The 22,579-nt window shown below is 56.9% G+C and carries 18 protein-coding genes; 15 read left to right on the forward strand and 3 right to left on the reverse strand.

Translation table 11 applies throughout. From position 1 onward, the window contains the following. The first annotated feature begins 8 nt into the window (after window positions 1-8). The 12 genes from PSR62_RS12925 (at window position 9) to PSR62_RS12980 (ending at window position 14,689) form a co-directional block, all read left to right on the forward strand. On the forward strand, window positions 9-1,286 hold the full coding sequence (locus PSR62_RS12925) for a hypothetical protein (RefSeq protein WP_274403423.1): 1,278 nt from the start codon (window positions 9-11) through the stop codon (window positions 1,284-1,286). An 85-nt stretch (window positions 1,287-1,371) separates the two neighbouring features. Then, window positions 1,372-2,112 carry a YebC/PmpR family DNA-binding transcriptional regulator gene (locus PSR62_RS12930; protein WP_274403424.1) on the forward strand — a complete coding sequence of 247 codons (741 nt, stop codon included), beginning with the start codon at window positions 1,372-1,374 and terminating at the stop codon, window positions 2,110-2,112. A 1,061-nt stretch (window positions 2,113-3,173) separates the two neighbouring features. Then, complete coding sequence (locus PSR62_RS12935; RefSeq protein WP_274403425.1) at window positions 3,174-4,730, forward strand: efflux RND transporter periplasmic adaptor subunit; 1,557 nt, start codon at window positions 3,174-3,176, stop codon at window positions 4,728-4,730. Further along, window positions 4,727-8,011 carry an efflux RND transporter permease subunit gene (locus tag PSR62_RS12940; protein WP_274403426.1) on the forward strand — a complete coding sequence of 1,095 codons (3,285 nt, stop codon included), beginning with the start codon at window positions 4,727-4,729 and terminating at the stop codon, window positions 8,009-8,011. Before PSR62_RS12935 ends, PSR62_RS12940 begins: the two co-directional genes overlap by 4 nt. A 210-nt stretch (window positions 8,012-8,221) precedes the next feature. Continuing rightward, window positions 8,222-8,521 carry a transposase gene (locus PSR62_RS12945; protein ID WP_274403427.1) on the forward strand — a complete coding sequence of 100 codons (300 nt, stop codon included), beginning with the start codon at window positions 8,222-8,224 and terminating at the stop codon, window positions 8,519-8,521. Next, a complete protein-coding gene (locus PSR62_RS12950) occupies window positions 8,518-9,390 on the forward strand; it encodes an IS3 family transposase (RefSeq protein ID WP_274403428.1) in 873 nt (290 codons plus the stop codon). The genes PSR62_RS12945 and PSR62_RS12950 overlap by 4 nt, the downstream gene beginning before the upstream one ends. Before the next feature lie 817 nt (window positions 9,391-10,207). After that, entirely contained in the window at window positions 10,208-10,687 is a 480-nt protein-coding gene (locus tag PSR62_RS12955) for a response regulator (protein WP_274403429.1), read from the forward strand. Window positions 10,688-10,694: 7 nt separating this feature from the next. Beyond that, window positions 10,695-12,419 carry an ATP-binding response regulator gene (locus PSR62_RS12960; RefSeq protein ID WP_274403430.1) on the forward strand — a complete coding sequence of 575 codons (1,725 nt, stop codon included), beginning with the start codon at window positions 10,695-10,697 and terminating at the stop codon, window positions 12,417-12,419. Between the two features lie 83 nt (window positions 12,420-12,502). Continuing rightward, window positions 12,503-12,898, forward strand: coding sequence for a response regulator (locus PSR62_RS12965; protein WP_274403431.1), 396 nt, complete (start codon window positions 12,503-12,505; stop codon window positions 12,896-12,898). Between the two features lie 8 nt (window positions 12,899-12,906). Beyond that, complete coding sequence (locus tag PSR62_RS12970) at window positions 12,907-13,413, forward strand: response regulator (RefSeq protein ID WP_274403432.1); 507 nt, start codon at window positions 12,907-12,909, stop codon at window positions 13,411-13,413. A 512-nt stretch (window positions 13,414-13,925) separates the two neighbouring features. Further along, window positions 13,926-14,327, forward strand: coding sequence for a response regulator (locus PSR62_RS12975; RefSeq protein ID WP_274403433.1), 402 nt, complete (start codon window positions 13,926-13,928; stop codon window positions 14,325-14,327). Next, window positions 14,324-14,689, forward strand: a complete 366-nt coding sequence (locus PSR62_RS12980) for a response regulator (RefSeq protein ID WP_274403434.1) — start codon at window positions 14,324-14,326, stop codon at window positions 14,687-14,689. The genes PSR62_RS12975 and PSR62_RS12980 overlap by 4 nt, the downstream gene beginning before the upstream one ends. 121 nt (window positions 14,690-14,810) lie before the next feature. Here PSR62_RS12980 and PSR62_RS12985 read toward each other — a convergent pair whose 3' ends face one another. After that, entirely contained in the window at window positions 14,811-16,307 is a 1,497-nt protein-coding gene (locus PSR62_RS12985) for a porin (RefSeq protein WP_274403435.1), read from the reverse strand. A gap of 280 nt (window positions 16,308-16,587) precedes the next feature. Between PSR62_RS12985 and PSR62_RS12990 the strand changes: the two genes are divergently transcribed. Then, window positions 16,588-17,493, forward strand: a complete 906-nt coding sequence (locus PSR62_RS12990) for an alpha/beta hydrolase family protein (RefSeq protein ID WP_274403436.1) — start codon at window positions 16,588-16,590, stop codon at window positions 17,491-17,493. 60 nt (window positions 17,494-17,553) lie between these two features. Here PSR62_RS12990 and PSR62_RS12995 read toward each other — a convergent pair whose 3' ends face one another. Then, window positions 17,554-18,672, reverse strand: coding sequence for a DUF1559 domain-containing protein (locus tag PSR62_RS12995; protein ID WP_274403437.1), 1,119 nt, complete (start codon window positions 18,670-18,672; stop codon window positions 17,554-17,556). A 1,204-nt stretch (window positions 18,673-19,876) separates the two neighbouring features. Between PSR62_RS12995 and PSR62_RS13000 the strand changes: the two genes are divergently transcribed. Beyond that, entirely contained in the window at window positions 19,877-20,119 is a 243-nt protein-coding gene (locus PSR62_RS13000) for a hypothetical protein (RefSeq protein WP_274403438.1), read from the forward strand. 360 nt (window positions 20,120-20,479) lie between these two features. Beyond that, window positions 20,480-21,223, forward strand: a complete 744-nt coding sequence (locus PSR62_RS13005) for a hypothetical protein (protein WP_274403439.1) — start codon at window positions 20,480-20,482, stop codon at window positions 21,221-21,223. A gap of 93 nt (window positions 21,224-21,316) precedes the next feature. Here the strand turns inward: PSR62_RS13005 and PSR62_RS13010 are convergent, their stop codons facing one another. Continuing rightward, window positions 21,317-22,573 carry an McrC family protein gene (locus tag PSR62_RS13010; RefSeq protein WP_274403440.1) on the reverse strand — a complete coding sequence of 419 codons (1,257 nt, stop codon included), beginning with the start codon at window positions 22,571-22,573 and terminating at the stop codon, window positions 21,317-21,319. Window positions 22,574-22,579 lie beyond the last annotated feature (6 nt).

Genomic DNA, 22,579 nt, shown 5'->3' on the forward strand with positions numbered 1-22,579 from the left:
GCATTTAGATGTCAGCCACCAACCGCGCGAAACTGATCACGAAGCTGCAAGCGGCTTTGAAAAAACACTACGACGTGGCCCCCGCCACCCCGTCGCGTCCGCTTCTCGAACACGCTTTGTACGCCTGCTTGCTCGAAGATTGCTCCGCTGACTTGGCAGACGAAGGTCTTGCGAAGTTGGAGCAGGACTATTTCGATTGGAACGAAGTTCGAGTCACCACGGTGACAGAGCTGGCGGGAGTTCTGTCTAGCCTGCCTGATTCGACCAAAGCCGCTCAACGTTTGAAGTCGATTCTGCAATCGATCTTCGAAGAGTTCTACAGCTTTGATCTTGATCACCTGAAAAAAGAGAACCTTGGCAAAGCCGTGGCGAAATTCGAAGGCATGTCTTCGATGACCCCCTTCGTGCTCAGCTACATCATCCAGCATGGCCTGGGCGGGCATTCGATCCCGATCGATTACTCCGCCATGGTGGTGATGTTGGTGACCGGAATCGCCAGCCAAGCGGAAGCCGCTGATGGGCGTGTCCCAGGGCTGGAGCGGGCTGTGCCGAAAAGCAAGGGAGTGGAGTTCGCTGCTCTGCTTCATCAACCAGCCGTCGACCTGTTGATGGATCCCAAGGACAAAACCGCTCGCACCTTCCTGGAGTCGATTGCCAAAGGCAGTTCAGCTGAACTGGATGAGTGGTTGAGCACCAAGGAAGCGGCCATCAAACGAGTCAAGGCGCGCAAGAAAGAAGAGCGTGCCGCGGCCAAGCAAGAAGCAGAGGCGGAAGCAGCGGAAGTTGCCGAAGCCAAGTCGGCCGTCTTGGTCAAACGCAGCGCCAAAAAAGGTAGCCGCGTGACCAAGCCCACGATGCCGCAAAAATCAGCTGCCGAGCAAGCCGCTGAGTCTCAGGCTCGCTTGGCGGCCGAGGCCAAGAAGGCCGAAGCCAAGGCGGCCGCGGGATCCAAGTCCACCAAGAAAAAGGCCGCTGCTGAGAAGGCCGACGCAGCCAAGAAGTCGACCAAAACTTCGGCTTCGAAAACGGCTTCGAAGTCGACGGGGACGTCCAAGTCCGCTTCCAAGAAATCGACCAAAGCACCTGCGGCGAAGAAGACACCTGCCAAGAAGTCAGGCAGCAATGCCAAGTCCAGCAGCGAAAAAGAGTCGGCTCCCAAGAAGTCGGCGAAGAAGTCATCGAGCACGGCCCCAAAATCCACTTCAGCCGAAGCCGCCGATTCCGCCGGGACGGCCGCTGGAAAGAAAGCCACCAATCGAAAATTGACAAAGCGGAAACCCCGCTGATCTCACCGCGGATCGGTCCGAATCCGGTGGACTCGATCGCATTCCATTGAGCAACGATTGAATCCAAAACGGAAGGACAATTCTCATGGCAGGTCACAGTAAATGGGCAAACATTCAGCATCGCAAAGGGCGCGTTGACGCCCAGCGGGGCAAGATGTGGAGCAAGCTCAGCAAGGCAATCATCGTCTCGGCCAAAATGGGCGGCGGCGATCCAGGGACGAACATCCGATTGCGAAAAGCAATCGATGACGCCAAAGCGGTCTCCATGCCCAAGGACAACATCGAACGCGCCATCAAGCGCGGGACCGGTGAGCTGGACGGGGATGCGGTCGAAGAAATTCTCTACGAGGGTTACGGCCCGGGTGGAGTCGCGGTGATGTGCTTGGCACTGACCGACAATCGCAATCGGACGGCTCCTGAGTTGCGGACGTTGTTTGGGAAGTACGGTGGTGAACTCGGCAAAACCGGTTGCGTGTCGTACTTGTTCGAACGCAAAGGCATCTTCGTTTTCGGTGAGGAGGCGGACGAGGAAAAGGTCACCGAACTTGCATTGGAAAACGGCGCGGACGACGTCGAAGTCGACGACGATGGCAAGATCCAAGTGACCTGCAGTCCCGAAACGTTCAGTGATTTGGAAGTCGCTTTCGATGCAGCGGGCATGGAAACCGAAGTCAGTGAAGTGACCCAAATCGCGTCGACCAACGTGGACCTGGATGAGAACTCATCCGGCAAGGTGCTGGCATTGCTGGAAATGCTGGACGACCACGACGACATCCAAACGGTCAGCACCAACGCGAATTTCCCAGAAGAATCGGTTTCGGAATAGATTCGCGGGCAAGGTGCGTCGCAAAGCCCTCTGCATTCGGCCGACTCAGAGCGTGCCAGCGAATTAAAAGTAGGCCGGATCAAGCCGCTTCGGCGCCGCTCCGGCAGATGATCGAAGCCGGTCATCGAAGCCGGCCAGGCAGGAGTGTTTCGGAATTGGAGCCGTTTGGCGGAGCGCCGTGACTGCCACGTGCAGCCGGGGCTAACTCTGGGCTGTCAAAAGGTTGGTATTGACACCGCTTTGGCCTGCGCAGGTTTCGTTCCTCGACTTCGCCCCAACGGGGCAGCCCTATGCCAGCCCAGGGCAACGCCCTGGGTTGTGGCGGGACCAAGATTACAAAGCCCCAACGGGGGCGGTCCTAGCGGGTTTTGGGGAGTCTTTCTTAGGGCCGCCCCGTTGGGGCTGGTGTCGGAATCTCCGTAACGAAACCCCAGGCGATGCCTGGGGCTATCTTAGAGCTGCCCCGTTGGGGCGTAGGACAGAATAAAAATCAACGTCGCATTTTCCGTGTCAATACCAACCTTTTGACAGCCCAGGCTAACTCTGGACTGGCCAATGTTTGGTGTTGTGGCGAGTCTTGTTTTGCGCAAGTTCTGTTCCACGACTTCGCCCCAATGGGGCAGCCCTGTGACAGCCCAGGGCAACGCCCTGAGTGACCTGCCCCGTTGGGGCGTGGGACAGGAACCAAAGTGAACGCCCTCTGCATTCGGCCGACTCAGAGCGTGCCAGCGAAGCAGAGGTAGGCCGGATCAAGCCGCTTCGGCGCCGCTCCGGCAGATGATCGAAACCGGTCATCGAAACCGGCCAGAGCCAGGAATTTGGCTCCGATTGTTCTTTTTGGCGGAACCTCCCGCGTCGCATGGGTTTGAATGGACGCATGGCGATGCGCTTCGTTGGACGCGGAATGCGTTGCATGTTGAGCGTTCCGTTTGGCAAGCTCAAATGGGGCTCCTTGACTCGCTGTGGGGCCAGGTTCGCTCGCAGGGGCAAGGTTGGTTGGAGCGATCGGCTCTGGCGAATCGCCCGGCATCCATGGACTTCCCGTTCTTTCCACGAATTTCGTGACGCCCGTGCCCGACATTCCGACTCCTGCCACTGTGCCATCGTCCGGCGACGATTCCAAACGCTCGGACCAGTCCCCTTCATCCGTTCGAGTGGCCGTCAATCTTGTGGTCTCGGTGATCGTCTTGGGAGGAGCCTTGTATGGTTACACCCTGCTGGGCGAACGCAAACGCCCGCAGCGGAGCAAGCCGGCGAAGTCACCGGTCACAATCGTTTCCACGGAAGAGGTCCGATTTCACAGCGGACCCGTGGTGATCGACGTCCATGGTGTGGTGGTCCCTCTGAGAGAGCTGCGGTTGGCATCGGAAGTCGCTGGCCGTGTGGTGGAGCTGTCCGAGAACGTGCGGGCGGGACGGAGCGTGACCGCGGGGGAAGTGCTGATTCGCGTCGACGCGACCGAATACGAATTGGAAGTCAAACGGTTGCAGGCTTTGTCGCAGCAGGAGGCTGCGGAGGAAAACTCGGTGGAGGTGAGCATCGAGAACACGCTGCAACTTCAAGAGTTGGCAAAGAAACAGCTCGAAATTGCTCGGCAGGAACGCGAGCGAATCAATGCGTTGGTCACTCAGCGGGCGGCGTCGGCCTCGGAAGTGGACACCGCACGACGTGCGGAGCTGGCTGCGGATGCGGCGCTGGTCGAACTCGGGAACCGACGCCGGGAACTGGTGGCGCAGCTGGAACTGTTGACTGAGAAGCGGACGCTCACCAGTGTCTTGTTGGAACGTGCCCGCCTGGATCTCTCACGTTGCGTCATACGATCGCCCATTGATGGAAGAGTTGTCTCCTCGGAGGTGGAAGAGCAGTCGTTTCTGCCGACGGGAACGCCCTTCATCACCATCGAGGACACCTCCGCCGTCGAGGTTCGGGCAAGCCTGACGGCCGATCAAATGTTTTGGATCTGGAACAGTCAGGCGGGCCTGCCAACATTGGATGGGAAGGATCCTGTTGCGGCCGAGCAAGTGGTGTCGACCGTGGCGGATTTGAACTCGGCCGTTTCAGCGATTGTCTCCAGCGAGTTTGGAAACGAGACCCATCAATGGTCTGCCGTTTTTGAACGACTCGATGGAGCTGGGATCGACCTGAACACGCGGACTTATCCGTGTTTGTTCCGCGTCGACGCCCCACGGTCTTCCTTGGCAGGAAGCACCAGTCGGCAGTTGACTCGCGGGATGTTTGTCGACGTTTCGATTCAGACGCAACCGAATCGACTTCTCATGCGGGTCATTGAATCAGCGGTGCGTCCCGGCAATCGACTTTGGCTGAATGCTCAAGGCAAACTTCGCATCGTCCCGATCACCGTCGTCAGTCGGGTGGACGGTGACGTCGTGATCCAGATCCAACCGGAACTGGACCACCTTTGTTCACTGGCATCGACCAGCATCATCGTTTCGCCGATCAGCGATCCCGTCGACGGGATGCCGGTTGGCAACCAACCGCCCGCGGAGTCCAACGGGCTTGGCGAGGCACACGATTCGGCCAAACCAGCTTCTTTGAAAGCGAACAATGCAGTGGTGATTCCTCGTCAACCGACCTCTCAATGGCAGGCTGCCGGATGAAATCGCTGATTGCCTGGTCGGTCAAAAACTGGCAGGCCATGAATGTCATCATGGTAGGCGTGTTGTTGCTGGGCGTGTTCAGCTTGAGCCAGCTTCGTCGCGATTTTTGGCCCGACTTTGAACTGTACGTGCTCTCGGTTTCCGTCGAATACCCCGGTGCCAGTCCGGATGAAATCGAAGAGGGGATCCTGGAGAAGATCGAGGAGTCCATTCGCACCGTCGATGGTGTGGAGGAGATGACCTCGTTGGCTCGCGAGGGAATGGGCACGGTCACGTTGGAATTGGATCCGGATGCCAATCAAGCGGATGCGCAGCGAGTTCTGACCGAGGTCACCACGCTGATCGGTCAAATCCCCAGTTTTCCCGAGTTGGCTGAAAAGCCCGACATTCGGATGAACACCAATTTCGTGACGGCGATTCGAGTCGCGGTCATGGGTCCAACCGTTGCTGAACTTTCCAATCGAGTGGACCGCCAATCGTCCGACTCGCCGGCGGGTGTCGATGACCCGGACGGCAGCTTTCGGTATGACCAGGAAGAGGCCCAGGCGGAAGCCGCCCTGGCTCTACGACGTGTTGCAGAACAAATTCGCGAGGAGATCTTGGCGTTGCCGTCGGTTTCCGTTGCCGATTTGGTGGGCACGCCGGACTACCAGATCGACATCGAGATTCCCGAGGACACGCTCCGCAAGTACAACCTCTCGTTGCAAAGTGTGGCGGAAATCGTACGGGCCAACAACGTGGAACTTCCCGGTGGCACGCTTCGAGGACGATCCCAAGAAGTGCTTCTTCGTGGCAGCGACAAAAGTACCGTGGGGGCGGGCATCGAAGACATCCCCCTGGTCAGCCAACCCGGTGGTGCGGTGCTGACCGTTGGCGATCTGGGCCGAGTCCGCGATGAGTTTTCGGTCGAAGGCAGTATCAATGAGGTCAATGGGCACCCTGCGATTCTGGTCTCGATTGAAACAACCAGCGCGGATGACCTGATTGAAGTTGCCGAAGAGGTTCGTCAATTCGTTGAAGAAGGAAGCGCTGCACTGCCCAACGGGTACTCGTTGATGGCGATCCGTGATCGATCCACCAGTGTGAAGAACCGGCTCGATCTGCTCAGCAAGAACGCTTGGATGGGGTTGGTCCTGGTCTTCATTGTGCTCGCCTTGTTTTTGGAAATGAGGTTGGCGTGGTGGGTGATGCTGGGCATTCCCATTTCGTTGTTGGGGGCCTGCATCTACATGCACTTTGGAGGTCATACCCTGAACATGACCTCGATGTTTGCGTTCCTGATCGCGTTGGGAATCGTGGTCGATGACGCCATCGTGGTGGGCGAAAACATTTATGTTCATCGCGAAATGGGCAAGAGTTACCACCAAGCTGCCATCGACGGTGCGTACGAGGTGATGCCTTCGGTCATCACCGCGATTCTGACCACCGTGATCGCCTTTGCGCCGATCATGTACATGGAAGGTCGAATCAAACGTCTGACGGTCGTGTTGCCGATGTGCGTCGGGGCAATGTTGATCATCTCGATGTTCGAAAGTTTGACCATTCTGCCGTCGCACCTGTCTCACAAACGCAGCCGGTTCTTGGATGCGATGAAATACGTGTTGTTTCCGTTGCGCCCGCTCGGCTGGTTGCTCGAAAAAGCCAACGCAGGGATGTCGGCATTGCTGACACGCTGCATTGATCGACTCTACACGCCCATCCTGCGTTGGTCGTTGAGGAACCCAGCCATCGTACTGTCCACGCTGGCTGCGCTGTTGATTCTTTCCGTGGGGGTGGTCCGGTCGGGAATGGTGCCGTTCTTGTTGCTTCCCAAAATCGACTTTGGCTTCATCACGGTGCAAGTGACCTATCCGGATGGCACCCCCGTGGAAATCACCAACGCGGCAACCAAGCGACTCGAAGATGCGATTTGGAAAGTCAATCAGCGATCGATTGACGAACAGATGACGGGGGATCCGGGCGGATTTGTTCAGGCGGTGCAGCGAACGGTGGGGTCGTCCGGCGATGAAGTCGGCAGCAGCGTCGCCGGTCACGTGGGAGGCCTGTTCATCCAGCTCAATGACATCGGTGAACGAACCGTTTCAAGCGATGACATCGTTCGCATGTGGCGGGAGGAATCCGGGCAGTTCCCCGGGGCCGAAGCGGTGGCATTCGGTGCCACTCCACGAGGCCCGGCGTCGTTGCCCATCGAAATGCGTTTGATGGCAACCGGTGAGAACCTGGCGATGTTGGACGATGCAATTGAACGCTGCAAATTCAAGCTGGCTGAGTACCCGTATGTCTCGGACATCGCAACGGACACACGGCAAGGCAAATGGGAATACCGCATCAAAGTTCGGGACGACGCCAAGGCCATGGGGGTTTCATTGGCGGACGTCGCGGGCACGGTCCGCGCATCGTATTACGGCGAAGAGGTCATGCGACTGCAGCGGGGACGGCATGAAGTCCCCCTGCGAGTGCGTTATCCGCGTGAGGATCGCAACACGTTGGTCAGCTTCAACGACATTCGCGTGCGTGGTGCGGATCGGATGGAGCGGCCACTCAATGAAATCGTGGAAGTGGATGTCCAGCGTGGGTACTCCGAAATCAGTCGAGTCAACCAGATGCGAAGCATTTCGGTGGTCGCCGATGTCGATGAGACCCGTGGCAACGCCTTCAATGTGGTGTCGGACCTCAAAGCGAACTTCGTCCCTGAATTTCGAAAGGAGTTCCCGGGCGTCCAACTGCAGTGGGGCGGTCAGCAGGAGCAGACGGACGAGACCGTCAACAGTTTGGTGGTGGGGTTCTTCTTTGTTTTGGGGGCGATGTTCCTGTTGCTGACCATTCAGTTCAATTCCAGCTGGCAGGCGATCTTGATCTTGTCGATCATCCCGTTTGGATTCATCGGCGCCATCTTCGGTCACATTGTGATGGACATTGATCTGACACTCTTCAGCATCTTCGGGATCGTAGCGTTGGCGGGTGTGGTGGTGAACGATTCCATCGTGTTGGTGGACTTCATCAATCGCCGTGTCGCCGATGGATTGCCGCTGCACGATGCGATCATCGATGGCGGGCGACGCCGATTTCGAGCCGTGTTGCTGACTTCGGTCACCACCTGCGCTGGAATGATGCCGATCCTGTTGGAGCGATCCAAGGAGGCGCAAGTGGTCTCGCCGATGGCGACCAGCCTGACGTTTGGACTTGCGCTCAGCACCCTCGTCGTGCTGATTCTCGCGCCGGTGATGTACCTGGTGATCGCGAAACTCTCCCCGCCCCCCTCGGAAGTTTCGTCACGCTGAAGTGAATTCGAGGGGCCGGTGCCCTCGGTCTCCGCTCGAGGTCGTGCCGATTTATCGAGGCCGCGTTTGAGCGGGTTTCTGATGTTGCACCTCTCCCGAAACGCAGTTGGGGGAGAGCGACGCCGTTCAGGCGTACGCGAGGGTGTGAGGTGGCCTGGATTTTGGGGGCCACGCGTGTCCTTAAAATGAAAGGAACTCAAGGAACCTCAGATGCCACGAAAGACCAAGCCTTCAGCTAATCCTGAACGACGTACTTACACCGACGAATTCAAACGTGATGCAGTTGCCATGCTGCTCGATGGTCACTCGGCGACATCGATCGTTGAGCGACTGGGGATCTCCGGAACGAACCTGCTTTACCGCTGGAAGAAGCAACAAGTTGAGTCGGCCGGGCCGGTTGGCGAGGTGCTCGATAGCCGCGTCGTCGAACTCGAGGCAGAGCTGCGACGAGTCGAGCGTGAACGCGACGTTTTAAAAAAAGCTTTGATCATTTTCGGCCGAAACGAGTGAGCCAGCTCTACTCAGCAGCGGCAAGCATCATTCGCGATGGCACTGCATCGCAACGAGAAGTCGGCGAGATTCTCGGTTTCTCGCGATCCGCGTTTCAACGATTTCAAAGCGAACCTCCAAGCCAAAGAGAACAGAGCGACATGGATGTCTTGCCAATGGTGATCACCACGTTTCATCGACACCGCAGACGCTACGGTGCCCGACGGATCGCTGCAGACCTGAAGCTACAAGGAGTTGCAATCGGACGTGAAAGGGTCGCCAAACTACTGCAAATTGCGGGGCTATCGGCGTTGCAGCCGAAATCGTTCAAGCCGCGAACGACCGAAAGTCGGCACACGCTGGGCTACAATGAGAACTTGTTGCTTGAGCGGCCTGAGCCAACGAGTGTCAATCGTTTGTGGGTAGGCGACATCACCTACATCCCGATCGTACGAACCGGATTCGCTTACATGGCGACCCTCATGGATCGCTTTTCCAGACGGATCATCGGCTGGTCTTTGGAAATGGATATGACCGAGAGCCTCGTGATCAAGACGCTTCAAAAGGCGATTCGAAGTCGACAGCCTTCAAGAGATCTCATCCACCACACCGATCGAGGCGGTCAGTACGCAAGCAAGAAATATCGTGCAATCATCCAACGAAGTTCGATGCGTCAAAGCATGAGCCGAGCTGGCGACTGCTATGACAACGCGTTTATGGAATCTTGCTTTGGAACGATCAAGACAGAGCTGCAAATGACCGAGTATGAAAACTATCGCGAGGCGTTGAGTGAACTGACTGAGTTCATTGCCTACTACAACACATCGCGACTTCATTCATCGCTCGGCTATCTCTCGCCGACCCGATTCGAATCAACCGTCCCCTGCTAAAATAAGAGGACGCGTGGCCCCCAAAATCCAGGCCACCTCAGTGAGGGCCGAGCATGGGAAGCGGCGCGGATTGCCCTCCCCCAGCAATCTCGCTGAACGCTCGCTTTCTGACCCCTCCTTCGTCAGGCGGGGTTCTTGAGACGTTCCTGCCGGACGTTTCTCAACACCCTCCCCGGCCCGAAGCGGTCCGACCCTCCCACAGGGAGGGTGAAGTAAAACGGCACGACCTCCTTCGTCGGGCGGGGTTCTTGAGACGTTCCTGCCAGGCGTTTCTCAACACCCTCCCCGGCCCGAAGCGGTCCGACCCTCCCACAGGGAGGGTGAAGTAAAACGGCACGACCTCCTTCGTCAGGCGGGGTTCTTGAGACGTTCCTGCCAGGCGTTTCTCAACACCCTCCCCGGCCCGAAGCGGTCCGACCCTCCCACAGGGAGGGTGAAGTAAAACGGCACGACCTCCTTCGTCAGGCGGGGTTCTTGAGACGTTCCTGCCAGGCGTTTCTCATCACCCTCCCCCCGGGAGGGTCGAGCGAAGCGAGGGGAGGGGAGTGCACTGGATCCAGCGAGTAAATGAGATAATCGCACCTGATAAATGAGCACCTGCCAGTTATCGGGAAAACTCAGAGCTAGGTTTCAGTTGTGAAGCTGATATCAGTCGGTCGTGTCCGAGAGTGGCGACAATCGTCGGATGAACGGTTCGAAATGACTTTCACACCGTCTTGCATTGCTGGCGGTGGAATCGAAGTCAGTTTCGATGGCTGGTTCGACGGCGCTCGTGCCGCCGTTGGATGCAATCTCAATCCTCATGGAGACACGTTCGATGCTCAAGACTCATCTGCCAGAAAGAACCCGACGTCGTGCCGCGGTGGGAGGACGACTGAAGCGGTATTGCAACACGGTTGTCCATACGCCGCGGATGCCTCGTGTTCTGTGTGTGGATGACGACCCCGATATCCAGGCTGCGATGGAGATCATGTTTCGTCCCTATCGGGTGGAAATGGATCACGCGCACTATGGCATGGAAGGCATTGTCAAAGTGACTCAGTGGAAGCCTTCTTTGATCGTGATGGACTTGGCCATGCCCAATGGAAGCGGAGAGGATTTGCTGGCAGTCTTGAAATTCAATCCGATGTCACGAGACATCCCCGTCATCATCCTGACGGGTGTTCGCGACGCCGACGCTCAACGCCGAATGCTGCTGCAGGGCGCTTCATCGTTCCTTCAGAAGCCGCTCGATTTCAAGCAGATCTTGGAAGAAGCGTCCCGCTTCATCGATCTCGACCTTCGAGAGAGAGAGTAGGGATCCAGTGCTATCACCCCAACCCATTCGCATCCTGCTGTTAGAGGATAACTCGATTGATGCCGAAGCCGTTTCGCGGCAGCTTCGCAAATCGAGTCCTCTCTTCCAATTCACCTGGGCAGAAACACTCGCCAAAGCGAAGGCCGAATTGGGGGCGCACCAGTACGACCTGATCATCGCGGATCTCTCGGTTCCGGATTCATCCGGGACCCAGACGATTTCAATCTTGAGGGAACTGTGCCGTCAAACGCCCGTCATCGCGTTGACCGGACTCGACGACGAACAGGTGGAACAAGCGGCGATCAAAGCGGGGGCGCAAGACTACATCGTCAAAGGAGAGTTGCATGGGCAGGCTCTCGCAAGAACGATTTTGCATGCGATTCATCGTCAAGTGGCAGAGAACCAGACTCGCAATTTGGTTGCTGAACTCAGAGTCAGCCAACGGGATCTCAAGGAACAGAAGCGACTGCTGTTAGAAAAGAACGAAAAGCTCGAGAAGTTGTATTCAACGTCTCAGGAAATCGTTGACAACGTTTCCCACGACTTGCGAACGCCGCTGACGGTGATCAAAGACTACGCCGCCATCATTCACGATGGACTGGTGGGCGACATCAATCCAGAACAGACGCAGATGCTCGGGAAAATTCTTGGGCGAGCAGATGATCTCAATGGAATGGTGGATGACCTGCTCGACAAGAGCAAGTTGGAAGCCGGACTGCTGCATCTTTCCCGCAGAACACAGAGTCTCGACTCCATCGTGCAGCGCGTTCAGATGCTGGTCGCCAACCGTGCTGCCAGCAAGCAGGTGACGCTGCGATTGATCTCAGAGGACGGAGACATCTCTGTTTACTGCGACGCTGAAAAAATGACCCGGGTGATCACGAACCTCGCGACCAACGCCATCAAGTTTGTTCCACAGGGTGGCAACGTCACGTTGCGAACCAAACGCTCGACCAATGGTGAGGATGCGGTCGTCGAGGTCGTGGACGATGGGGCGGGCATTGACGCAAGTGAGCTGACAAAGATTTTCGGGCGGTTTGAACAAGCGTCTCATCACGGTGCAAAGCAAGCCAGCGGTGTGGGACTCGGGTTGAACATCGCTCAAAAACTAGTGGCTCTGAATTTCGGCCGAATCGATGTGGCTTCCGAAATCGGCAATGGGACGGTGTTTCGGCTGTCGATCCCACTTCCAAACCCGGCCTGCATCGCGGGCAGGATGGCCGAAAGTTGGGCCTCGAAAATGGGCCCGGTGAGTTTGGTCTCGCTGTGTCTCCCGGAGGCCAAGGACCAACGTCAGTGCGATGACTTCGAGCGATTCATCTGTGGATCCTTCCGCGCCGAAGACCTGCTTTTTCGAAAGTCAGACAACCGCTGGTTGCTCTTGTTTTCAGGCAACCGAAGCGACGTGAGTCAGTGGTTGCAACGAACCGAGAGTGACTTTGAGCAAATGAACCGGAACCGACCGTTTGGTGCTCTGCCTGGCTTCACGGCCTCGCTTTTGGACGACGACGGACGCGACGATATCGAGACGGTGAAGAAGCTGTTGCAGCAAGAATGGGATCGCGAGGATGAGTTGAAGGACGTCGCCGATGAGCGAACGTTTGGAAGTGAGGAGTTGACTTTGGGAACTCCCTGCGACCTGGTGCCCACCAACGTTTTACTAAGCGGGGCGCCAGGAATGATCAAGCACAACCCTGTGAGCCGTTTGGGCGTTAACCCCGGTTGTGCGTGAAAACCGTGGCGAATGCCAACGGCTCACATACCCGATGACACATGCGTACCTGCTTAACGGAATGACAGAGGGAATCGAGAGAGATGTCAACAGTATTGATAGTGGACGATGAACCCGATATTCGCGACTCCGTCAAACGCTGGTTGCAGTTTGCGGGCATGAGGACGCACTTGGCGGTTGACGGCGTGGAGTGTCTTCAGCTTGTCGATGAAGTGCGTCCCGATTTGATCATCATGGACGTTCTGATGCCTCGCATGGACGGTCTGACTGCGATCCGTGAATTGCGAGGAGGATCCGAGGTGTCGACGACCCCGATTCTGGTGCTGTCCGCCAGCTTGGCGGATGAAAACGAGGCCTACATTGCAGGCGCCAATCGAGTGCTGGGCAAGCCCTATCAAGGGCGACAGTTGATCAACACCGTGAAAGAACTGTTGTCGGACGAACAAAGTGTGAGCGGTGACCTTGTCTTCAATGCTTAGGATTTCGGATGGACGTCCAGACAAAACGTGATGCCTTTGAGTATCTGTTTGAACTTGCTGGGGAGAACTGCGGGAACTCAGGGGAAGATCTCAGCTACCTCGATGTTGAACGTCGCGAGCGCGTGGTGCTTTCGATTGATGATGAGCAGGATATCTCCCATGGAATCGCGTTGCGATTGGCGGGCAGTGGCTACGATGTGCGGTCCGCCAAGCATGGGATGGATGGATACCGAATGGCGTTCAGCTTGCACCCAACCGCAATTCTGCTGGACTACAACATGCCGTTCGTCGACGGCGAACAGGTCTTTCTAGGACTCAGGGAAAACCCCTTGGTGGCAACGATCCCTGTGATTTTGATCTCCGGGAAGGTGGATGATCGGACCGAGGCGAGGTTGCTGAAGCGGGGGGCATTTGCGGTTCTTCGGAAACCGATCGAGTTCGAACGATTGGTTCTGCTGTTGGATGAAATCAGCGGTGGCGACCCGCGACAGTCCGCAACGGACCGACAGGATTGAGCATGTCGTGGGGGCCTCCAAGGCGAAGAAATTGCTCCAATGTTGGGGTTTTCAACCGGGGGGCTCAAGATTGCGGGGTATATATCCTTGGCTGACTCTTTGAAAAGAGGCAAGTCAAAACGGTGTGGGGTATGTCCTGAAACGTTCATGGCAACTCACTCACCATCGCTGGAGAGGGCATAAGCCAGCGTCAACGGATTGGTCATTCTTCGGAGTGGCTTGGGAACGTGTGATCTGTCAATCGATGACAAAAGACTGTTCTGCTTGAAACCGGAAGGGCAATTCTGGTGCAGATCGTCGGGGAGTCGGTTTGCTGGTCTTGCGTTCAAGTTCTGAGTGCAAACTCTGCGCGCCTCCCGGTTGGCAAAGCGGATGGTTGATGCAATCTGATTCTTCTTGGAAGGGTCAGTCAACGCGGACGAGATCGTGGTGCTTGCACTGCACTTCGATGCGTCGGTGCCTGCGATTCGTTTGGCTGTCAGTGTCAGCAACTGATGCATGTGGGGTGACTAATGCAAGAATCAACGGTCTTGGTCGTCGAGGACGACGATGCAATTCGGTATGGGATCGAATTGAGATTGCGAGCGATGGGGTACGCCGTCCGCTCTTCGAACGATGGCAAAGATGCAATCGAGAAGGCCGAAAGGATCCTTCCCAGTCTGATCTGCATGGATGTTCGGATGCCACTGGTGGATGGGATCACCGCGCTTCAGTGGTTCAAGTCTCACCCAGTGCTCTGTGACACGCCGGTGATCATTCTTTCTGCTTGTCCCACGGACCAATCGGCGGCGATGTCCGCTGGTGCTCGTTACTTCTTGGCAAAACCATTTGCTGCGGAGATGTTCGAAGCAGCAGTCAAGCAAGTGTTGAAGCCCAAATCCAACAGCCAACTCGAGGGAGCATGCAACGGATGAAGATTCTCGTGATCGAAGATGATGCGGACTTTTCCGACATCCTGATGAAGTCGCTGGCCAGTTGGGGGCATTCGCCCGTGGCTGCCTTCAATTGGTTTTCTGTGATGCGCACCTTGGAAGCGGACGATTTCGATTTGATCGTCACGGACATTGAGACACCCACCGGCAACGCGCTGAACGCGTTTGACTTTCTCAACCGAGAAGAGAAGGTCCGGTCAATTCCCAAGATCGTGATTACCGGACGAGAAGGGCAGGAAACCCAACGGGCATGCTTGGCGATTGGGGCTGTCTACATCCACAAGTCCACGACCAGCATCGCGGATCTGAAAGCGGAGCTCGAGTCGCTTTCGCTGACCTCCTAACCAGGTACGCAGGTGTCATCGGGTATGTGAGCCGTTGGCGTTCGCCACGGTTTTCACGCACAACCGGAGCGAACGCCCAAACGGCTCACATGGTTGTGCTTGATCATTCCTGCCGACCGGCTTAAAAGAAGGTCCACAACTGCGACCGGAACAAGGTGCCGCTTGCTCCCGCGACGTAACCCGTTCGCGATTGTTGTGCGGGCGAGTCATCGATGGATGTCACGTCAAACGTGAATCGCGCGGATCGTTGGTTGAACAAGTGCCAATTGAATCCTGCTGAGACCTCTTCGCCGCTGCCGTACTCGCCGTTCACCTGGGATCCCCGTGCAAACAGTTCGAGGGTTTGCGGGATCACGAACACGCCGCTTTGAACAAAGAAGCCCTGGTCAATCAACGAGGGCAGCCTGCTGCCCGTGTCGCTTTCAATGTTGCGGAGCCATCTCAGGAACACTTCGCTGCTGAAGCTGAAGCCCCGCCGTTTGATTCCGAAGTGCGCGGAGTACAGCCAGATGTCGAAGGCGTTGACCGTCACTCCGGGGGCGATCGCATTGGGCTCGATCAGGCGTGTTCCGTCGCTCAGGCGAATGACGGTTTGTTCCGCCGCGGGATCGGCGTTGCTGCTGCTTGCGTTTCTGGTTTGAGTCAGCCCGTGTCCCAAGCGAATTGCCGGCGACCGGTGCTCCTCGATGTCAGAGAAACCTGGCCCGAACTCTTCCCAGGGCTCCCACCAAGCGAGCGCCGAATACGCGAGTTGCGTGTCGAGTTCAGACGCTTGCAGAGACAGCGTGTTGTAGCCGTTGCCGATCAACACGTGATACGCGACGTTGTCGGTCAGTTTGCCTTTGGCCCACACCCCGGCGGTGATCGACGGGCGAAAGAAGGTCGTTGCCATCGTTCGGTCAGCGCCCAGCGTGTACCGGGATGTTTCGGTCCATTCCCATGTCCCGGGCAGTTTGCCGAGTCCGAGGTAGATCGTAAGACGATCGGACATCCGAAATGAAATCCAACCCAACAGCAACTGGATGGGATTGGATGTGACGGTGCTGTAGTCAATGTTGGAATAGAACCGCAGGTCTTCGTCGAACGCATACCCTGACAAGACCAGCCGGCCACGGTTGATGTTGAAGTCATTGCGGTTGTTGAGCTCACGAACGTTGCCCGCGGAGTCAACGGACGTGGCCTCGTCGCGAGCAAACCCCGTGTAGCGGAACTGGTTGTGCAACCCGACGGTCAGCTCAAACGGTGATGCCTGAGAGGTGTGCGGACGCCACGTCCAGCCGGAATCGTAAACACCATGGTGCGTGGATGGATCCGGTTGGGGCACACGTTGAGACGGTGGCTCCTCCCCCGTGCCCAGCGTCAGAGGCACTTGGTTGGATGATTCTGCCTGCATGGCAGCCACCAGCGCTTCCAAGTCGCGGATTCGCGACATGGCGTCGGACAAATCGCTCTGGTCGACGTTCTCTGCGTCTGGCTCGGCAGCCAATCGTGTGGAGCCTGACTGAGTGTTCAGGTCGCCGGTTTCAGCTCCCAGGATGGGACCGGATCCCGACCCGATGACGGTCAGAGCGAGCACTGCCAAACAGTGGACGGCGGAGTGGTGCCAGCGGATACCCATCGAAATGACTTGCCCCAACAAGAAGACGTTGTCTCGGTCATCGTCTTTTCCGCTTGAAAGGGTGACATCAATCAGAGAAGTTTTGCGGAATCGATCGGTTCCGTCCCAACGGCACGCTGGCTTCCTGCGATCGTCGGGGATGAAAGACGCCCGACTTTTGATGGTGTATCTTCAGGGGGATGGGAAACGGAAAAAGGTGGTTGAATCCATTCGACCTCGACGCAGTTTGTCTCCGGGTTCCAGGCCAATTTTTCTCTCGTTTCGACTGGCTCTGCCAACCATGCTCCACCCCAGCTGTTCCCGCCTGCTCAATCCGTTCTGCCTGGTTGCCGCGCTCGGTCTCTTGTTGTCAACCTTTGGGTTTGCCGACGACACGCTTCAGTCAACGGCAACGGCAAGCGTTGCGGCGTCCCAGGTCGCACCCGCTGACCAACTTGAAAAGCAGCTTGGCACCAAGCCTTCCACCGTCGATTTCCACGGGTTCGTTCAACATGAATTCGAGATCGATGGAGTGGCTTGCAAATTGGTCCGCCCCGCCACGCCAGCTCCCACCGCACCATGGATTTGGCGAGCTCGTTTCTGGGGCCACGAGCCGCAACTGGACCTGGCCTTGCTGAACCAAGGTTGGCATGTCTGCTACTGCGACATCGCGGATTTGTTCGGCAACGAAACGGCCGTCCAACGCTGGGATCAGTTTTATGATCTGAGCCAACAGATCGGTTTGCATTCCAAACCGTTGTTGGAAGGCATGAGCCGCGGCGGGTTGATCGTGATGCGCTGGGCATCCGCCAACCCGGACCAAGTCAGCGGGATCTACGTTGACAACGCAGTCATGGACATCCGCTCATGGCCAGGCGGCCAAGGTGTCGGCATCGGGGCTCCCAGGGCCTGGAAGACATGCCTGGATGCCTATCAGATGACGGAGGAACAAACGGAAACGATCGCTGACGGACCGCTGCAGCGCTTGGAAGGACTCGTCCAAGCCAGCGTGCCCCTTTTCGTGATGGTCAACGAGGCGGACAACGTGGTCCCGCCCAGTGAAAACAGCGACGTGCTGGTCCAACGCTACCGCGAACTCGGAGGCCCGATCCAGGAACTTCGTCGTCCCGGACTGGGGCATCACCCGCACTCTCTCAAGGACCCCGCTCCACTCGTGGAATTCGCGGAGCGGGCCGTTGCCCAGTGAAGCCGAACGCGGGCTGGCAACGGGAAGCTGTCCTCCTCGTTTGCCTCGACCGTCCGACTCTCAATACTCGCCGGGAAGCTGGCGGTCGTCTCGCAACAACAGATTCAAAAACACACCCTGGTCAACGGTGTCGGAGAGCGTTCTGGACGAGCCATCGCACAATCCGATGTGCACGGAACTGGAGTGAAAGCTAAACGGCTGGCTCTTGTTGGTGTGATTGATGGACCGATACGTTCCGCACGTGTCGATGGTGGCCTCCCACGCCGAAGTCTTGGTGCAGTCGGTTGCCATGTCGGGGACATTGGGGTTGGCAGACGTGGATTTTCCACGGTTCGAATTCGAGGTGTCCGCCAGCAAGTTGTCGGCCAGGTAAGCCCGCATTTTGACGCCGTCGCCGCCGCCTGCCCAAGTGATGCTGGGGCCGCCGGTCACGGCTGCTAACTTGCCACGCACGAACAGCTCTTGGGAGCCGATGCACTCGTAGTACATCAACGTGTGAGAGAGCCCGTCGAGAACACTTGCGGCACGCCCGCCTTTGTTATTCGGATTGCGATTGCGAGATCCAGAGGCCGGCGTCATTGCGGTGCTGAATTGCATCTGCGGTTCCCCATCGCGATAGAACAGCGGATGCCCTTCCGGGCGAAGCGCTGGAATCCGCGGGGTGGTGTAGTCGGCCACGCTCATGGACAGTCCGTTGCTGTCGATGATCGTCCCGGATCCAGTCCGGCTGGGGCACTGAAAGACGGACAGCTGCGTCGCAGCGGCTTCGACCAACCTGTCTTTGTTGCTCCAGTCCGTCGACAGGCTGCCGTTGTAGCCCCACTTGTACTCCGACGCGGACGGATTGTCGAAATTCGGGTGCTTGGCCGAACTGAATGTGTCCGCCAGATCCCGCTGCTCCACGAACGGCAAGATTCGCCACAACGACCCGGTGCGAGAGTACGGGTAGTGCTTGAAGGTGTGCTCAAACATGGTCATGCCGAGCACAATCTGTTTGACGTTGTTTTTGCACTGGGTGCGTCGTGCCGCTTCGCGTGCAGCCTGCACGGCGGGCAAGAGCAGCCCCACCAAAACGCCAATGATGGCGATCACCACCAGCAGCTCAACCAACGTGAACCCCGGTTTTCTCCGCTTGCGAGAGCTGGAAGGGGGTGCCAAAGGAAGGCCCAAATCAGTCATCTTCAATACCATTGCTTCGTACGGGGCTTTGAGAAATCTTCGCCGTGCAAAAGACGGCTGGATGTCTGGCTGGCTGTACAAAGTTAGCTGGCTTGACGTGAATGCTACTGAGAGTCAATCGCAATAGCTGGCCGGAGTTTAGCTTTGAAGATTGGAGGCGTCAACTTGCAGCTGCGATTTCGAGCGACGAGTTTCCAGATGGCGTGCTCTCCCAGCACCAGGGCCTGATCCCCGTGGCAACAACCCACCGTCCCGCGGGGACTGGATCGATCGGCGTGCCAACCACAAACACACGAACGCCACCGCCACGAAGTGGCGTCACGTTGCCGCCATCGGCGCCCGCCGAAGAGAACCGGCAACGCCACAGCCACAAAGTGGCGACAGGCTGCCGCCCTCGGCGCCCGCCGATGGGAACCGGCACAGCACGAACCCACCGAGTCCTGAAGGGACGACAGGTTGTAGCCATCGGCGCCCGCCGATGGGAACCGGCACAACATGAACCCACCGAGTCCTGAAGGGACGACAGGTTGTAGCCATCGACGCCCGCCGCTGGGAACCGGCACAACATGAACCCACCGAGTCCTGAAGGGACGACAGGTTGTAGCCAGCGGCGTCAGCCCAATGCCATCTACTTTAGAACCAACCGAGGGGATTTTGTTAGCGGAACGGCGCAAGCCGTCCGGTAAATCGTGGGTGTTTTCCGACGCGTCACCGGACGGCTCGCGCCGTTCCGCTACAAAGTAGATGCCATCGGCGCCCGCCGATGGAAACAGGCACAACACGAACCCACCAAGTCCTGAAGGGACGACAGGTTGTAGCCATCGGCGCCCGCCGCTGGAAACCGGCACAACATGAACCACCAAGTCCTGAAGGGACGATAGGTTGTAGCCATCGGCGTCAGCCGATGGGAACAGGCAGAGCACGAACCCACCAAGTCCTGAAGGGACGACAGGTCGCACACAAGCTCCAGACACCTGCCACCCCCATTCGGGGCTTCCTGCGTTGCGTGCGATCCGTAATCGTTCGGTGAGTTTTGCTGCGGGATGAGCTTGCAGCCAGCGGTTGGGACGGAATGGGGCCAGGGATTCGGCTTGATGGCTCGGCATCGTGCTGGTCAGCGACAACGAAAGCTGGATCACCTCGGGGCGTCGCCACCACGAACAATCGTTGCCGTGGCGACGGCCAAAACGGTTCAACCGGAGTGATGACGCAGTGGGAGAAGTTCAAGAAGACCCAGCGCGGACAAGGCATCGCCGATCCAAAGCGAGTCTGCCTCGACATCCACCCCTCCGGAGCCAGTCAGGCAGCTGGGCCAGCAACGGGGCGAGACGGCAACAGCATCCTCAACATCGGCGGCTTCAGTGACGCCGTGTTCAACGTCGTCTCATCGTTCCTCGAAAACGACGCATCCCGCTTCGTCCGCGAAGTCGAATCCGTCGAACTGTAAGTCGAAAGGCGAACAAACCCGAAACGCCCGCGGAGGAGCAATCCCCCGCGGGCGTTTTTATTTGATGAGTTTGGGGCATTTTTCTTCAGAGGCGTAATAAAAAATCTCCCATTTCGATATTGGTGTACAAATGCCAATATTTCCTATTGGAGGTCGCATTGTGTACAAGTGACGCACATTTCGTTTCCGAAGAGAGGGCATGCCATGGATGGTTCAGGTCTAGCGATACTCAAAACAGTTGCTTCTACCGTTGTAAAAGCTGGGCTTGAGCATGGACGAAAGCATCTCGAAATTCAGCGAAGCCCAAGCCATCTAGTGGTTGATAGAGTGCACAAACTGTTGTCGGCCCACGATCTATCCGTGTCGCAACTGCTGACAATGGTCCCCAGCGATTGGGACTGGACCTTGGATTCGATAGCTAACACCCAGCGTCTATCGCTCGAAATTACTGCTGACCGCCTTCATTGGATTGCGGACCAGTTTGGTGTGCGGCGAAACTGGATTACTGGACTCGATAATCAGATCTACGACTTAGTTTGGGGCTACAAACAGCTAGACCGACTTGCACACTCGCTTGCCGAACGCAAAACACTGGGGCCCTCGATGCGCATGACAGCGTTTGTTGACGAAAGAAATCACATGGACAGTGAAGTCTCACATCGAAAACCAGTCGCTCTTGTTGCCTCAACTCCGATGCAGGTCACGGACGATCACTCGGAAACGGTACTTCGTCATGTTGTCTGCGGCGATGACTTCGCTTGGAGCAATTGGGCAACACGGCGGGACTTGGAGGCGTTCACACGATGGTGTTTCCAAGAGTTCACCACATTCACCCGTATCGTTCCTGTCACGAGCAAGGTGGTTGGTGAGATTCGGTCGGGAGATCGGTTTCCGGGGCCGTATATCCCGACTGCTCAAACCAGCGATTGGCAACTAGAGGACTACACATTGACCATTGATGAAAGCGTGTGTGCTAAAGAAACACATGAGGTCGATCAAGTGACCTGTCGCATGGAGCAGGCACTGTGCGGCTTTGCTCTACCCGTCAATCGAAATCCCTGCTCTATAATCGGACGGCGAAGTATATCGGCAGCGCGATTGTAGAGCATAGAGACGCCAAGTATGCGAGATGGTAGTAAGTCCACCACAAACGCGTCCCCAGGTCTAAGCGAGCATGCTTTGATAGCACAAAATGCACTACGCAATTGAAGCGACCGGTATAGGCTCCGAGGAACCGAATGCCAACCTCGTTGCTTCAGCAATTCGCTGGCGTCTCCCTTGCGGGCTGTTTTCTTGAATCAATGCTTCAAGGCGGTTTAGATTGACCGGGCGAAGGCAGACTTGCCCTAGCGACGATCCTCGAACTGGGTCAGTAATGTCGATCCTTGCTTCTTTGGCTTGTAAATGTGCAGCCGGGTAAAGAATACTGCTGGTGGGATTGGATGGTTGGCTAATCGCGTACACGACCAATTGATAGAGCATTTCGCGAGGCAATGGCTTGTCCCACAGGTCACGGTATTTCGCATCCAACAACGCTCGCAATCGTCCGTTCTTCGTGATTGCATAATCTGGACGCGGCGTTGGCGATTGCTTTCCTTGCGGATTGAATCCTGGGTTATACCGCATCATGTGTTTGAGGCCGTGCTCATCGACAACACGATGATCCGCTAAATTCTCCGCTAGAAAGCGAGACAGCAACGCTTGAAAGAAAGCGTTCATGTCAAATAGGAATCCCGGTAAGCGATTGGTGATCGCTTCGCCTTCAAGGGTGATGCCCTGCGATTCAACCAGCAGTCGAATAATCGACATCGAAGCTGTATAACTTGTGTTGAGTCGATTTGACTGGCGAGCCACCTGATTCATCACCGCTGAGCTGAGGCGGATCGTGGAAATTGATTCCTCCATCAACGAAGCAAGCCGGCGAGCATCTCGACGTAACAACAGGTTGCTCGCAAGAGATCCGGCCAGAATTAGACCCGCGTGAAGCACTCGATTAAAAAGAGTGTCTTCAATCCGCGGGTAGTGACGACAAGGCAGTTCAGCGGCCACGAGCCCACCTTCGCGAGCTATCTGGCCAATGTTGATTTGGCCACGCGGTGAGACGAGTCGTTCGCCACGTCGAACGTAGGATCGCCTGAGTCCTCGCGAGAGCAATTCTTGTGCTTCGGTGTTCAACTGTGCCACCAACAGGTCTTCAAAACCACACGGCTCCGAAAGATGGCTCGCATCGCAAAGCAAATGAAGCTTGCGAAACCCGAAAGCGTAACGTAGTAGGTTCAGCAACGATGTGCCCGGCAGTTTCGGAAGCACCGTGATAGTCAGGTTTCCCAAACGTAGGCGACCTACATGAGAAAGAGCCTTGATCTGCAGTCCGTCGCGCAGATCGGCAAGCTGAAGCCGCCTTGACCGTGTCAGCATTTCTGCGTGTGCCACGGCAGCACTGCCAGCTTCCAAGAAATA

The organism is Rhodopirellula sp. P2 (assembly GCF_028768465.1).
In the GTDB taxonomy this organism is placed as follows: Bacteria; Planctomycetota; Planctomycetia; order Pirellulales; family Pirellulaceae; genus Rhodopirellula.

Bases quoted from the DNA above. Each gene is read 5' to 3' on its own strand.
- PSR62_RS12925 (WP_274403423.1), top strand. From the start codon at position 9: ATGTCAGCCACCAACCGCGCGAAACTGATCACGAAGCTGCAAGCGGCT.
- PSR62_RS12930 (WP_274403424.1), top strand. From the start codon at position 1,372: ATGGCAGGTCACAGTAAATGGGCAAACATTCAGCATCGCAAAGGGCGC.
- PSR62_RS12940 (WP_274403426.1), top strand. From the start codon at position 4,727: ATGAAATCGCTGATTGCCTGGTCGGTCAAAAACTGGCAGGCCATGAAT.
- PSR62_RS12945 (WP_274403427.1), top strand. From the start codon at position 8,222: ATGCCACGAAAGACCAAGCCTTCAGCTAATCCTGAACGACGTACTTAC.
- PSR62_RS12955 (WP_274403429.1), top strand. From the start codon at position 10,208: ATGCTCAAGACTCATCTGCCAGAAAGAACCCGACGTCGTGCCGCGGTG.
- PSR62_RS12965 (WP_274403431.1), top strand. From the start codon at position 12,503: ATGTCAACAGTATTGATAGTGGACGATGAACCCGATATTCGCGACTCC.
- PSR62_RS12970 (WP_274403432.1), top strand. From the start codon at position 12,907: ATGGACGTCCAGACAAAACGTGATGCCTTTGAGTATCTGTTTGAACTT.
- PSR62_RS12975 (WP_274403433.1), top strand. From the start codon at position 13,926: ATGCAAGAATCAACGGTCTTGGTCGTCGAGGACGACGATGCAATTCGG.
- PSR62_RS12980 (WP_274403434.1), top strand. From the start codon at position 14,324: ATGAAGATTCTCGTGATCGAAGATGATGCGGACTTTTCCGACATCCTG.
- PSR62_RS12985 (WP_274403435.1), bottom strand. From the start codon at position 16,307: ATGGGTATCCGCTGGCACCACTCCGCCGTCCACTGTTTGGCAGTGCTC.
- PSR62_RS12990 (WP_274403436.1), top strand. From the start codon at position 16,588: ATGCTCCACCCCAGCTGTTCCCGCCTGCTCAATCCGTTCTGCCTGGTT.
- PSR62_RS12995 (WP_274403437.1), bottom strand. From the start codon at position 18,672: ATGACTGATTTGGGCCTTCCTTTGGCACCCCCTTCCAGCTCTCGCAAG.
- PSR62_RS13000 (WP_274403438.1), top strand. From the start codon at position 19,877: ATGACGCAGTGGGAGAAGTTCAAGAAGACCCAGCGCGGACAAGGCATC.